This is a genomic window from Kangiella japonica, from assembly GCF_039523535.1.
Lineage (GTDB): Bacteria > Pseudomonadota > Gammaproteobacteria > Enterobacterales > Kangiellaceae > Kangiella > Kangiella japonica.
The window spans coordinates 211,336-224,609 of the sequence record NZ_BAAAFM010000008.1 but is presented as its reverse complement, the minus strand read 5'-3'; the positions used below and the strand labels follow the sequence as shown (position 1 = coordinate 224,609).

Below are 13,274 nucleotides of genomic sequence, written 5' to 3'. Positions count from 1 at the left end.
CAGCTTCCTTTTATTTAAAACGATGGTTAGTTTAAAGATTCTTGCTCTTCGAGACTCGCTTGATAGGGAGTCACTTTAACCAAAAGTCCCATAGTTGGGTGATCGATATAATACAGTTTTCCCAGTTTAACTTTTATTGATTCAGACATTTCAAAAAAGCCACCCAACTGATCGGGCATTTGTATGTCTTGCACCATGAGTTCTTCTTTTTCGTTACTTTCCTCAGGCTGCTGCTCGGAATCCGTCGCAAAAGGGAGATCTAATAATTCAACATCATCAGACGTTTCAGAAGTCTCTATTTCTAAAGGAAGGCTCTCGGCGACTTCTTTATAACCAACAGTGCGACTTTCTAGTAACAAGCCTTTATTTCTGCTGAGTCGTATTACTCCCTCAAACCCTTCTAATCCCTCTTGCTCAGGTTCATCCTGTAGACTAAAAGTAAGCCATGGCGTTTCGTTTTTATCTTTGAGTTCTTGGCGCCAACCGATATGAAGCATAGGACGCATCTCTGGACTAGAGCGTAAGCGACGATAAACACCCTCAAGAGTTCTTTCGTTACGAGCTAATAGGGCATAGCCTTCAGGTAAAGTGTTTTCGGCATCAGCTAAAAGGTACTCACTAACTTCTGTCTCGTCCAGAGTAATAGGCTCTTGTTGTCCTGTGAAATGGAGGTCGCCAATGCGTTTAAAGAAAACCATTTCCACGTCAAACACAGTTTGAGCATTTAGGTTTAAAGCTGATAACGCTAGCAAAAAAGTTGTAAGTATCTGTATTAGTTTGTTTTTCATCAGTCTAAATAGTTGTTTTATCGCCCCGTCTGGAGCAATGAGTTTAACACGAAAATGGTTTATGCCTAGTCTTAGTTATCCTCACTTGAGCTTTTCAAATACTAAGCGTATTGCTTTAAGCAAGGGCTTAAGCTCTTCCTCTTCAGTTAGGATTTTAAGAATGACGTTTTGTTCAAAACGATAAAATGCTGGGTTCATTTGTATCAATTTAATGATTTTTGTCGGATCAATCGGACTGTCCTGATTAAAGCGAATACGAACGCCTGAGTGTACCAGATCAATTTTATTGATACCCAACGGAACCGCTTCAAGAATCAGCTCATTAATGGCAAACAAGTTTTTAAGCTCTGGTGGCAAGATACCGAAGCGGTCGATAAACTCAACTTGTAAGCGATCTAGCTCGTCTATAGTCTTGGCGCTAGCAATACGCTTATACAAGGAGAGTCGAGTTGCGACGTCACCAATATAGTCGTCTGGAATAATCGCTGAAACGCCGAGCTCGACTTCTGTTTTTTGGCTAAGGCTTTGCTGCAAACTTGGTTCTTTGCCTTCTTTAATATCTTTGATGGCTTGCTCTAGCATATCCATAAATAGGGTAAAGCCAACTGCCTGCATTTGCCCAGACTGTTCTTCACCCAGTAACTCGCCAGCACCACGAATTTCTAAATCGTGAGTGGCTAGGGTAAATCCTGCGCCTAAATCCTCTAACGATGCGATTGCGTCTAAGCGTTTTTCAGCATCGCGTGTAATCTTTCTCTCGGCAGGCGTAAGCAGGTAGGCGTAGGCCTGGTGATGCGAGCGACCAACGCGTCCGCGCAATTGATGCAGCTGTGCTAAGCCAAATTTATCAGCTCGATCAATAATCATTGTATTGGCATTAGGGTTATCGATACCGGTTTCGACAATCGTTGTGCAGACTAAAAGGTTAAAGCGCTGATGGTAGAAATCGCGCATGACTTGCTCAAGCTCGCGTTCGCGCATTTGACCATGCGCAAAGTGTATTCGCGCTTCTGGCAACAGCTCTTCTAGTTCTCGCACCGTGCGTTCGATACTTTCTACACTATTGTGCAGGAAATAAACCTGTCCACCACGAAGGATTTCACGCAGTACAGCCTCTCGGATAAGAGCTTTATTGTGCTCGCGAACGAAGGTTTTTACCGACAAACGCTTGGCCGGTGGCGTGGCGATAATCGATAAGTCACGCATGCCTGACATCGACATGTTTAACGTTCTTGGTATCGGTGTTGCGGTTAGCGTTAAAATATCCACTTCAGAACGGTATTTTTTTAGCTGCTCTTTTTGTCGCACACCAAAACGGTGCTCTTCATCAATGATCAACAAGCCTAAACGTTTGAATTTGACGTCTTGTTGAATGATTTTATGTGTGCCGACTACGATATCGACGGTGCCATCTGCTAAACCCTTAAGAGTTTCTTTGACTTCCTTGGCAGTGGCGAACCTTGAAAGTGCTGCAACCTTAATCGGCCAATCGGCAAATCGATCGTTAAAGTTTTCGAGATGCTGCTGTGCAAGTAGGGTAGTAGGCACCAAGACCGCTACTTGTTTACCAGCGTGGGCAGCGATAAAAGCCGCACGAAGAGCAACTTCAGTTTTACCAAAGCCAACATCGCCACAAACTAAGCGATCCATTGGCTGTGGCGCAGTCATATCTCTAATGACGGAGTTAATAGCAGTGACTTGATCGGGTGTTTCATCGAAACGGAACTCGCTACTAAAGCGATTATATTCAGCTTCATCAAGTGGGTAAGCAAAGCCTTTCTTGGCTTCACGGCGCGCATAAACATCAAGCAACTCGGCAGCTACGTCGCGTGCTCTTTCTGCGGCTTTGGTTTTCGCTTTATCCCAACTTTCTGTACCCAGTTTATGCCATGGAGCTAATTCAGGGTTAGTGCCTGAGTAGCGGCTAATAAGATGGAGAGACTGAACGGGGATATAGAGTTTGTCGCCACCAGAGTATTCGATCATTAAATACTCAGCTTCCAAGTCACCACTCGTGAGCTTCTCAAGACCACGGTAGCGGCCAATTCCTTGCTCGACATGAACCACCGGATCACCTTCCTTAAGCTCAGCTAAGTTGCGTATGACATCTTCAGCTTGAATGGAGGGTTTTTGATCCCGCTCAACGGTACGACGCTGAATGGCTTGCTCGCCGAACAGCTCCATTTCTGTAATAACGGCTAGTTTGCCAACGACAAATCCTTGAGTTAATGGAGCAACTCCAACTTCAACTCGGTTTTCGGTAATCGTACTGCTTGAGGCCTCCCAGCTCTTCGAAACTTGGGTATGGATATCATGTCGCTCAAGCAAGTCTTTTAACGCCTCACGGCGGCCTGGTGATTCTGTGGCAATTAATGTTTGGCCTTGCCAGTGACTTAAGAAATTACGCAGATGGTGCGCTGGATCTTCCGCTTTATGCTCGATTGGCATTTGCGGCACTGGGGCGGTTAATGCTTTCTGTTCGGGCGATGAAGGCTCTAATCGAATACGAATGCTATTTTTAAGCAGGCCATTAAGCTGGTCTTTTTCTAAATATAGTTCTTTGGGTTCTAGAATAGGTCTTTCGATATCATGGCGTCTTTGTTGATATCGTTCGTCAATTTCATCCCAATAACTGTTTATAGCCTCATCATGAACGCCTAGCGAGCAGATAATCGAGCTTTCAGGCAAATATTCAAAAAGAGTTTCGAGGCCATTTTCATCGAGTTGATTAAAAAACAGAGGCAGGTAATACTCGATCCCTGCAGGCGCGTTACCTTTACTGACTTCTTGGTAGAGCCATACTTTTTGTAAATCCACATCGAAAGCACTTCTAAAGTTCTGACGAAAGGTTTCAATTCCTTCTTTATCTAAAGGGAATTCTTTGGCAGGGAGTAGCTCGAAATTGTTGATGGTTTCTTCGGATAGCTGGCTTTCCGGATCGAAATAGCGAATGGTATCAATTTCATCATCAAAAAAGTCGATTCTAAGTGGCTGGTCACAGCCCATTGGAAATACATCTAGAATAGAGCCGCGAACCGCAAATTCACCATGTGAATAGACTTGGTTTACGGCATGGTAACCGTGTTGCTCAAACAAGCCCCGCACCTCATGCATATCAAGCTCTTGGCCCGTTCGCATGATTAAACTGTTTTGTTCGATGTATTGGCGTGGCGGCAGCTTCAACAGTAGGGTGCTAATGCTGATTAAGACAATACCTTGTTTTAAGCGAGGAAGCTGATAGAGCGTTAGCAGTCGCTGTGAGACGATATCTTGATGTGGGCTAAAGTTATCATAGGGCAGCGTTTCCCAATCTGGGAAACTGAAAACCGGAAGTTTGGCTTCAGTTTCAGCATTTTTGCCGAGGAAATACTCTATTTCGAGCTGCAAATGCCACACCTGAGACGCTTCATTACAAATTACAACCAGCGGGCGATCTGATTGCTTGGCTTGCTCCACAATAGCAAGCGCACGGCTCGAGCCAGCAAAGCCTTGCCAGTGGTTAATAAAGTTCTTTTTGTTTTGTAATGTGGGCAGAGGTAATAGCATGAACAGCCTTTTGAATCGTTGCTTTTGGTTTTTGTCGCTGGCGAATTATAGCGATCTTAGACAAGCGTGAACAGTAATTGAACAAGTATTTGCACAAAACCCGCATTCTGGATAAGGTATTGGAATCAATCACCTATACCTAGCTTATTAATAAAAAGCTATGAGCAACCACTTAGGCCAGTATGAATATTAGTTTTGAACACGCCAAGGACTTTTCGATAACACCAGCTCTATTTATAGCGGGCTGGAAGGTATGGTTTAAACGATTTTCAGAGCATCCACAGCAGTGGAAATACGCAATAATGCCACTTGGGCAGAGCGATGATAGCCTCAGCGAGCTAATTCGTCAGCGGAGCCGTTTTAGTTTAGAGGTGCTCGCGCGAATGATGGTGCCGTGGGCATATCGTAATAGCTCACAGGTAAGTACTGAATTTATCCGGCAATATTCAAAGTGGTTGGAGATAACTTCAACCACTGATGATAATGGCAAAGAGGTCGAAGCCGCTTGTTTAACGGAGCGCGCGGTCGAGTACTGGGATAGCCTAGCTTTTGCTGTTCAAGACGACTTTATGAATTACGCGGAAGCGCGTGTCCAAGCAGATATCGAAGCTCCATCGAGTGACCCCGTGGTTCTAGATGATCAGGGAATTGAGCTGATCGGTGAAGATACCTATCCGCCCTATGTACCATCTGCGGATGCTAGTGATGAAGAGTTCATAAAAGCCTTAGTGCAATGGATCGACGATGCTCCGCATCAACCTGTTTATCTGAAAAAACCGGTTGGAGATGCTGTAGCAGGTTGGAATGAACGGTTGCTACGATTCTTTTGGCCTAAGCCTAGAATTGGTTATGGTCTCTACGAAGCCACTATTGACCCTCTGTATTATCGCGCTACTGAATTAGCTAAAAGTGTTGATAGTGCTGAGCCAGTTGAGGGGAAAACACCTTGGGATAAAGAGTGGCGACACATGGCCGTTAAAACTGCTGTCGAGTTATTTGATGTCAGTGGAACTCCTCAAAAAGACGTCACGCTAGAAAATGTGTATAAGGTTATTAAGGCAGCTTTAAATCAAGATGAAAACTCTACGGCAAAAATGAACTCTGGTTGGTCATTCCTCGCTTCTGCGGCTACATCCTATTTGGATTATGAAGAAGGGCGATTGCCGATGGTTTGGTGGTGCAGTCGCGTTGCTAGCTCTATTATTTCACGTTTAGATTTTTTACTTGCAGAAGCGGGTATTACTGAACTAGGCGAACGCTTTAAAAACATAGGAACTGTTCCAGGCTATGGTGGCACACGCCCACGTCAATACACTCTTGAGTGGCCAGCTGGTTACCGCTCATGGAAAACCCAAGTTGCAGGAAGCAAACTAGCAAATCAGATTGTGCATATTCTGAATACAGAAACCAAAGCTAACGGTGAAAAACGTTATGCTCCAATGCCACTAGCTGGTGGTGGAGAAGGGCCTTGGACTATTACAGGTGTGCAACGTGTTTTGTTTTCAGATGGCTATTAATGGATCGTCGAAATAATTGATCGTCTAAAATACTCCCTTATTATTATTTTGCTTGTACAAATAGTATGACAAAAAGGATTAGATAGAACCTAGATCTGGTTGTTTTTCATACATATTTAGTTTTTTTGCGGTGGACTTGCGTACATAGACTGTTATTATGGTCTTAGGCCATAAAGATTAGAATAATTATGCAGAAAAAGTTTCTCACCATAAATAACTTAATGTCTATTGTGCTGATTGGGTTCGCCATCATTTACAGCTCAACAACGAATGCTTTTGCTGAAGAGAGTACTATAACGGCAAACTCTGAGCAGCCTCTAGAAGAGGCTGTTACTTTAGTAGAGCTAGAAAAGTTAGAAGCCTACCCAGATGCATATCAGGCCATGTCACCAGAAGCTCGTATCGACTGGTTAAATTCCCAAGTAGAACAAACTCATGACGCGGTTGAGTTATACCGATTTAGACGCTCCTTAGCTTTTGAGTACTTTTCTCATTTCCAAAGTGCAGAGGCGGATAAATATTGTCAGTCGAACGCACCATTGTCCTTTGATTTAGTCTACCGCTATCTATGCGCTATGGCGGCTGATGAATCTTATGAGACGACCATTGATACTTATTTAAAACTGTATGAGGATGCGACTGAGGTAGGGGACGAGGTAATTATAGCCCAGGTTTTAATGACTTTAGGTTGGGAGCAGTCTGGAAATGGTGATATTAAACAAGCTTTTGAAAGTTATAACGAAGCCTTATCACTTGGAGAACACCTTGATTTTTACGCACTGAATGATGCAATGGCAAATCTTGCTTCACTTTATGTGATCCATGGTGACGAACATTATGTGAACAAAGGGATTGAATTACATAAAAAAACGATAAAAAGACTCCAACAAAAAATTCAAGATGAGCCAGGTGAAGCTACCTATCTTAAATCAAGCCTTGTAGTAGCCCGCTTTAATACTGGAGTGGCCTATGCACTCCATTTACGCGATTATGAGGAGGCGCTGAAGTGGTTTAAGTTAGTCAATTCCTCAGACATCAGTCTTCCCAATGTAAAGTTATCCTCACTGCTGTTTTCATCTATGTCTGCGGCCTATCTCGATGAGATTGTCGAAGCCGAGCAATACTTAGCCGAGTCTTATAAGCAGCCTGAAGTCGACAGTACAGAGTTTTACTATTTGTATTGTTATCGGGAGTTAGTGAGGCATAAGATAGGCAAGGATGCAAATATGAATGCGTGCTTACCTTTACACGACAACACGCCTTTAGAAGTTAAAATTGATGTTTATAAAAGAATTTCAGAATTAGACGACGAATCCCTTCGTAGTCAGGGGCAGGAGCATTTCTATCAATTGTTCATTGATAAGCTTGAAAAACGCCTTAAACAGTCATCTTCGCCAGTTGCTTCAACATCGGAGCTTTATCGTAAACAGCAGGAAGATCGATTAAAAAACGAGCTTCTTGAAAAAGAAGTCGCTCTTAAAACAGCACAACAAAAACAAATCGAGGGACAATATCGCCTAGTCGTAGCCATGTCTTTTATTCTGATACTTCTAATGCTGTTGATTTATATTCGATTTAGCCAGAAGCGACGTTTAGCAAGGCAGTATAAAGAGCTTAGTATTATTGATACCTTAACTGGCTTAAAGAACAGACGTTTCCTCGAGCAGAATATCGAGCGAGAGCTGGGCTATATTAAGCGTACCCAAGGAACAAAAGATAGTAATGAACTCGGTATCTTTCTGATTGATATTGATCATTTCAAGGAAGTTAATGACACTTATGGCCATGCCGCCGGTGATAAGGTCCTTATCGAGTTTGCTCGGCGTATTAATTCAGCGATCCGCGATGTTGATTTGTTTGTGCGCTGGGGAGGTGAGGAGTTTATTTTAGTAGCCCGTTTAGAACATGGTCAAGAAAGCATGGTGACTTTGGCTAACAGACTTTCTGAAGCTGTTAAGCAAGCACCGTATCAGGTTGATGAGAATATTGAGATTGACATCACTTGTACTATTGGTGCTGTGTTGTATCCGTGTGGAGCAAACACTTTAAAGGACATGACTTGGAATAAGCTGGTTAAGTTATCTGATATGGCTTTATACTATGGGAAGTATAAGCAGAGAGACTGCTGGGTTTGTATTGAGTCGGTCATTGAACCTGAAAGCTGGGATTCTCTTTTTGCACAGGATTTTGAGTATTTAATTGAGAAGAACCAAGTGTCTATAAGTTCTTCAATAGAACTTCCTAACCAATAAAGTATTGGTTTAGAGATCCTGACATAATAGTCAGTCTACTTCATAGTGTTTAACAGCTTGTAAGTGAAAGCGATAAGAGAAAAAAGAGACCAATAGGGAGTACTATTGGTCTGGTTATCTTAAATGTATAGGTTAAACACTAATCGTCATCAATGCTTTTTTCTTTATCGGCTAGGGTCTTTAGTTTCTTCTGCCCTTTGTTGGCAGGGTTATCGCTAGGAATGTTCTTTTTATTATCAGGATCATGAACTAGTGCGATAATTTTAGTGCCACTGTCTATATTTTTCCCCGTTTCTGATGAAAAGACCTGTAACGAACCACTTTTATCAATCATAAACAACGCAATATGGTTCTTATTGTCAGTTCGATACTGTTCGTAGCTGTAGTTTTCTGTGATGTTTGTTGTCTTAATTTTAGCGTTGTTGGCGATCATACTGGCTAACTTACCATAGCTCACCTCTTCACCGAACAACCAAGCTGATTGCCAATAATCGGTACGCTCTTGGCGGTTATTCTTCTTTTCACCATTTTGCTTGTTTTTGCCATTGCTCTTCGAGCGATCATCGTTGAATTTCAAGCGATAAATGTTTTTCTTACCGAAGTCGTGACGGTAATTAATCTCACACAAGGTGTTAAGCTCGCGATCCATACTCATGGCAAAAAGGTGACCAAAGCCTATCAGATCTAAATTTCGATCAGCATGATCGGAGACGGGATTGCCAAAGTAAGTTTTTACGCCTTCCATACGTGCGCGAGAGATGTTGGTATAATTGTTGTGCGCCATGATGACATCAAAGCCAGAATCTCGTAGCGATTGAGCAACTTTCAAAGCAACAGGATTACTACCAATAATTAAAACACCGTTGTCAGACGCTTCACGGACACCAAGAAGGTTTCCTATCGGCTTTGCGCCAAGGCTCTGGATGAGTACTGTACCGATTATGATGACGAAGACCAACGGTACTAAATACTCTGTTCCAGCAAGATTATATTCTTCAAGCTTGATGGCGAATAAGGATGAGATTGCAGCCGCCACAATACCGCGAGGCCCAATCCAGCTAATCATCAACTTTTCATTGACCTTGAGCTTAGAGCCTATGCTAGAAGCCCAAACAGAAATAGGTCGCGCCACAAACATCACTACGGCTAGAAGTATTAAGCTTGGAATTCCAATTGAAAGTAAACTCTCGAGGTCCAAACGTGCTGCTAGAACGATAAATAGCACCGAAATTAGGAGTAGGGATAGAGACTCTTTAAAATCAAGTAGGTCATCTTTCTCAAACTTTGGCCAGTTAGCTAAGGCGACACCCATGATGGTTACGGTTAATAGTCCTGACTCATGTTCGATGTGATTCGAAATTGAGAATAACAACAAGACAAAAGCTAGCGCGAATACGTTTCGTAAGTACTCTGGAATCAAGTGCTTTTTAAATAAGACGGCTAAAACATAGGCACCAATCATCCCGATCAAACTACTGATGAGTAATATCTCACCGAATACCAATAGTGCGTGATCGCCAGAACCACCCGAAATGATGTACTCGTATACCAATACTACTGCGATAGCGCCAATAGGGTCGATGATAATACCTTCCCAGCGAAGAATATTACTGATGTTCTTGTTGGGTCTAACGCTGCGTAAAATGGGCACAATTACAGTGGGGCCTGTGACACAGACCAATGCACCGAAAAGTATCGCAATCTTAGGGTCCATTTCGAATAAGAAATAGGCGACTAAGGACACTATAGTGATCGTAATTAGCACCCCAACGGACACCAGCATTTGAACAACCCGACCGTGGCTTTTAACCTCATGAAACTCGAGGGTTAGAGAGCCTTCAAATAATATGACCGCTACCCCAAGAGATATAAAAGGGAACAATAAATCACCTAAGGCTTGATCAGGATCAAAAAAGCCAAAGACTGGGCCGATCACAATACCGATCAGCAACAATAATAAAATTGAAGGTTGTTTTAAATACCAAGATAACCATTGGGCACCGATGCCCAGTGCCAAAATTCCAGATAATATAAGGGCAAGATCGAGTGTAAGCATAATGTTGGTCAATTAAGTCCGTTATGGGTTGGGTATATACAACGTACGACTTGTTTTAAAGTGTTATATGATGATGGAGTAAAAGCAATGTGTCCAGTAAAAGCTTATAAGTTATGTCTGAAGCAAACAGTTATAATCTTGCGATAAGTTAGCACTGGTGGGTGGTTTGGATGTATTGGCGCATATCAAAACCCATAGCGCCATCAGGAAGAGAAACCGCAATTTTATAAATATTACCCTCGGCATCTTTCGGCTGTTTACGCAAATCAATAATGATTGAGCGCTTGAGTTTACCATCCTTATTTTGTACCAGTTCTACCTTTGGCAGCAACTTATGTTGGCGATGAGTTGAAGTGACGATGCCAATTTCACCATTAGTCATGCGCACTAAACTACCAGGGGGATAGATGCCCAACATTTTGATAAACTTTTCGACTAGTGCCCCATCAAACTGCTTGTCTCTTTGGTCGAAAAGAATTTTTAACGCTTCTCGTGGTGATTTGCTTAGCTTGTATGGGCTTTCACTGGTCATAGCATCATAGGCGTCAATGATACTGATGATTTTGCAATATTGGCTTAAAGGAGTCTGCACCTGGCTTTTTGGATAACCATTGCCATTAACGTGGATATGATGATTTTTAATCACATCCTTAATGGCTGCGTGAATCTCGCTATCATGAATGACTAGCTCGTGTCCGAGTATGGTGTGCTTTTGCATCACTCGATACTCGGCTTCATTCAATGGACCTGGTTTATTGACGATATCATTAGGGATTTGTGTCTGACCTAAGTCATGGAGCAACCCACAAAGTCCTAATAACTCCAGTTCTGCTTTTTTAAAACCAAGATATTTTCCGAATGCAATCGCTAACACAGAAACGCGCAAGCTATGCTCCGCGGTGTGTTGCGTCCTATCTTTAATTCTAGTGAGCCAGAAGAGGGCATTTGCGTTAGAAAGGATGCTGATCATACAGCTGTTCACAACGCTCTTGCTATGTTTAATATCTACTGTAAGCCCAAGTTTTGCCGATTCGAATAGCTCGATGGCGAATTCTCTCGCAGCTTGAAAGGTAGAGAAGGCGCGTGGTAGCTCGTGATGTATTGGAGTATTTTCAGGTAAGGTACTACTTGAAGTGTATTCGGAAAGTTCTTGTTTTTTCTTTTCCCACAGGAAAGCATCAATCTCAATATAGACGTACTTGCAGTACTCTTGAAGGATTTTAAGTTCTCGTTCCGTGGTAATTTGAAATTTCTGGAAGGCTATAGGAACATCTGTCCACGGCCTGTCGAGTTCAACGACAAACATACCGATATCAATAGATTCAGTAGGCACTTTGGCCTTGATTAATGCCATGGATAGCTCGTTATATGGTGGTTGTAGCTTCCCCACACTGCAATTTTTTTGCAGTAATTATTGTTAACTATATCACAAACCTTATGTGAATCAATAGCTTGCTTATTACGGCTCATGCTTTATTTGACGAGGGTTGGACGAGGATTCTTCTAGTATTTTTTCGATAAAAATGAATACTTGGAAGGATACTGGCAAATTGGCTGTAAATTCTGCATAATTGCGCCAATCTCGCTTTAATTGTTTTTATGACTATGGACTTTTCAAGACTTGTAGATACTTTAACTCCTGACATGATCGATCGTTTCACCAATGCTGTTGAAACTGGGAAGTGGCCTGATGGTAGCAAGCTGACCGAGCAGCAAAAAGAAACCTGCATGCAGGCGATTATGCTCTATAAAGCGAAGAATTCATGTGATGATGAGGAAGAGCCTTTTACGGTGACTAAAGAAGGAAATATGGTTACTGGGAAGAAAATGAGAGCCGAGTACCCAGGTCAATCTTCGAATGAGCGCGAATCAGCAGAGTCTTTTTTTGTGGACCCGAATTTAATCATTCCGAACACAAACAAACATTAATAAGATAAACTTCACTGAGAAATAAAAAAGGCGTCACTTTATCGTTTCGCCTTTTAAAGTTTCAATAGACGGATACTAGTTTAATAGCCTTAATTAGTCAGCTCTCCACGCAAACTAACAACTATATAATCACGAATTGTATCCACATCAATCCCACGGCTGAAAAGGTAATAAAGCTTTGCCAATGCCGCTTCTGTGGTCATATCAAACCCTGAAGTAACCCCTGCATCCATGAGTACCCGCCCAGTTTCATAGGTACTCATATTTACCGACCCCTTCAAACACTGTGTACAGTTGACGATAACCATTCCTTGGCTTGTGGCATTCTCTATGGCTTGCATTAGTGGTTTATTGTTGACTGGTGCATTACCGGAACCAAAGCTTTGCAAGACCACTCCGTCTAAGTCCTGAGCTAAAAAGTCACGTACTAATTCATCAGAAATTCCTGGGAAAAGGGTCAGTATAGCGATTTTTGGCGATGCAAAGCGCCTGACTGTCAGTTCTTTGCTTTTGTGCTGCCACAACAAATGGTCGCGAACTTTAATGGTGCTGCCGATGCTGGCTAACGGCGGCATGTTTGGTGAACTAAAAGCAGCAAAACCATCCGCATCCGTTTTTCTTGTGCGATTCCCACGGTGTAAATGATCGTGGAAAAACAAGCTGACTTCAGGAATAGGGTAGTTTGCGGCCAGGTACATGGCATTAATGATGTTGTCCCGCGCATCCGTTCTTAACTGAGTTAAAGGAATCTGCGAGCCTGTGAATATAACCGGCTTTTGTAACCCTTCAAGCATGAATGATAGTGCTGATGCGGTGTAGGCCATGGTGTCTGTACCATGCAGCACCACAAAGCCATCGTATTGCTCATAATTACGCTCGATATCCTCAGCAATTTTGTGCCAGTCTTCCGGCGACATATTGGCCGAGTCGATAGGCTCTGCGTAATCGTGAATGGTAATCTCCGGCATATCAGGGTGCTGGAATTCAGGGAAGCTTTGTAGCGTCGCTCCGAGAAAGCCTTTTTGAGGCACAAACCCTTTAGCACTAGGCTTCATACCAATGGTGCCACCGGTATAAGCGATATAGACCTTCTTTTTTGCCATGTCTTACATACCAATCATTAATTAACGAAAATATCTGGTGGGGAGTATAGCGGTAAGCAGGAAAGATAAAAAGGGCATAACTT

The 13,274-nt window shown here is 42.6% G+C and carries 8 protein-coding genes; 3 read left to right on the top strand and 5 right to left on the bottom strand.

The window, feature by feature from the left end; all coding sequences use genetic code 11:
- Positions 1-26 precede the first annotated feature (26 nt).
- Both ABD128_RS10155 and mfd read right to left on the bottom strand, forming a co-directional pair.
- Positions 27-788 (bottom strand): CsiV family protein, encoded by a 762-nt coding sequence (locus ABD128_RS10155; protein WP_343989806.1) that lies wholly within the window; start codon positions 786-788, stop codon positions 27-29.
- Positions 789-869: 81 nt separating this feature from the next.
- Positions 870-4,334 (bottom strand): transcription-repair coupling factor, encoded by a 3,465-nt coding sequence (gene mfd / locus ABD128_RS10150; RefSeq protein WP_343989804.1) that lies wholly within the window; start codon positions 4,332-4,334, stop codon positions 870-872.
- Positions 4,335-4,516: 182 nt separating this feature from the next.
- Between mfd and ABD128_RS10145 the strand changes: the two genes are divergently transcribed.
- Both ABD128_RS10145 and ABD128_RS10140 read left to right on the top strand, forming a co-directional pair.
- Complete coding sequence (locus ABD128_RS10145) at positions 4,517-5,851, top strand: hypothetical protein (protein ID WP_343989802.1); 1,335 nt, start codon at positions 4,517-4,519, stop codon at positions 5,849-5,851.
- 188 nt (positions 5,852-6,039) lie between these two features.
- Positions 6,040-8,103: a GGDEF domain-containing protein gene (locus tag ABD128_RS10140; protein ID WP_343989801.1), complete on the top strand. Its 2,064-nt coding sequence runs from the start codon at positions 6,040-6,042 to the stop codon at positions 8,101-8,103.
- 139 nt (positions 8,104-8,242) lie between these two features.
- Here the strand turns inward: ABD128_RS10140 and ABD128_RS10135 are convergent, their stop codons facing one another.
- Positions 8,243-10,159 carry a cation:proton antiporter gene (locus ABD128_RS10135; RefSeq protein WP_343990494.1) on the bottom strand — a complete coding sequence of 639 codons (1,917 nt, stop codon included), beginning with the start codon at positions 10,157-10,159 and terminating at the stop codon, positions 8,243-8,245.
- A 148-nt stretch (positions 10,160-10,307) separates the two neighbouring features.
- A complete protein-coding gene (locus ABD128_RS10130; protein WP_343989799.1) occupies positions 10,308-11,513 on the bottom strand; it encodes a cyclic di-GMP phosphodiesterase in 1,206 nt (401 codons plus the stop codon).
- Positions 11,514-11,758: 245 nt separating this feature from the next.
- Between ABD128_RS10130 and ABD128_RS10125 the strand changes: the two genes are divergently transcribed.
- Positions 11,759-12,088, top strand: coding sequence for a YeaC family protein (locus tag ABD128_RS10125; protein ID WP_343989797.1), 330 nt, complete (start codon positions 11,759-11,761; stop codon positions 12,086-12,088).
- 89 nt (positions 12,089-12,177) lie between these two features.
- Here ABD128_RS10125 and ansA read toward each other — a convergent pair whose 3' ends face one another.
- Positions 12,178-13,191 (bottom strand): asparaginase, encoded by a 1,014-nt coding sequence (gene ansA / locus ABD128_RS10120; protein ID WP_343989795.1) that lies wholly within the window; start codon positions 13,189-13,191, stop codon positions 12,178-12,180.
- Positions 13,192-13,274 lie beyond the last annotated feature (83 nt).

Bases quoted from the DNA above. Each gene is read 5' to 3' on its own strand.
- ABD128_RS10155 (WP_343989806.1), bottom strand. From the start codon at position 788: ATGAAAAACAAACTAATACAGATACTTACAACTTTTTTGCTAGCGTTA.
- mfd (WP_343989804.1), bottom strand. From the start codon at position 4,334: ATGCTATTACCTCTGCCCACATTACAAAACAAAAAGAACTTTATTAAC.
- ansA (WP_343989795.1), bottom strand. From the start codon at position 13,191: ATGGCAAAAAAGAAGGTCTATATCGCTTATACCGGTGGCACCATTGGT.
- ABD128_RS10125 (WP_343989797.1), top strand. From the start codon at position 11,759: ATGACTATGGACTTTTCAAGACTTGTAGATACTTTAACTCCTGACATG.
- ABD128_RS10140 (WP_343989801.1), top strand. From the start codon at position 6,040: ATGCAGAAAAAGTTTCTCACCATAAATAACTTAATGTCTATTGTGCTG.
- ABD128_RS10145 (WP_343989802.1), top strand. From the start codon at position 4,517: ATGAATATTAGTTTTGAACACGCCAAGGACTTTTCGATAACACCAGCT.
- ABD128_RS10135 (WP_343990494.1), bottom strand. From the start codon at position 10,159: ATGCTTACACTCGATCTTGCCCTTATATTATCTGGAATTTTGGCACTG.
- ABD128_RS10130 (WP_343989799.1), bottom strand. From the start codon at position 11,513: ATGGCATTAATCAAGGCCAAAGTGCCTACTGAATCTATTGATATCGGT.